The 740-nt window shown below is 54.9% G+C and carries 1 pseudogene; it reads right to left on the reverse strand.

Annotated features, from left to right (window positions below):
* Positions 1 to 612 (reverse strand): annotated as a pseudogene (locus LQT98_RS23205) (IS5 family transposase); the annotation flags it as partial.
* Positions 613 to 740: the final 128 nt, after the last annotated feature.

Below are 740 nucleotides of genomic sequence, written 5' to 3' on the forward strand. Positions count from 1 at the left end.
GTCACATACCCGCCCAGAATCTCCCGCACTCCCTGCGCGAAGGGCTGGCCCACGTAGCCGCTGTCGCACAGCAGGCTTTGCACCCGCTTGAGCCCACTCTGGCAGCGCGCTAGCGCTTTGAGGGCTCCTTTGCGATCAGTCACCTCCGCTGTAGTCACTGCTACCGCGTGCGGTAAGCCCTGGGTATCCACTACGATATGGCGTTTGATGCCTGATATCTTCTTACCCGCGTCGTAGCCTTTTAACCCTGCTGTATCAGTGTTCTTCACGCTCTGCGCGTCCACGATCAAGAGCGTGCTTGAGGCGTTCCGCCCCAGTTTCTCTCGGGCCGCGCCAACCTGATTTTTTTAATGCCAACTCCAACACGCTTACGCCGTGCAAGTCAGGTGCAGTCCATTTTCGCCAATACGCATAGACGTTCTGCCACTTGGGAAAGTCAGGCGGTAGATAGCGCCACTGACAACCTGTGCGCAGAAGATAGAGCACAGCGCAGAACACTTCATACAGATCCAGCTGTACCGGTTTGGTGTTACGTCGAACGCCACGCAGCAGCGGCTCTATCTGAGCAAACTTTTCTCGACTAATGTCGCTTGGGTAGGATTTTCTCTTCACTAGCCCATTATCGCTTACAAAAAGATCGTGAACAGGTTCTAAGAACCTGTTCACGATCTTTTGTAGATGTGGTTAGCCGTTGCTAGATACGTAGGAGACCACGTATCCGACGCGCCTCGGGCCTGACG

It is taken from the genome of Chromobacterium aquaticum (assembly GCF_021129195.1).
Taxonomy (GTDB): Bacteria; Pseudomonadota; Gammaproteobacteria; order Burkholderiales; family Chromobacteriaceae; genus Chromobacterium; species Chromobacterium aquaticum.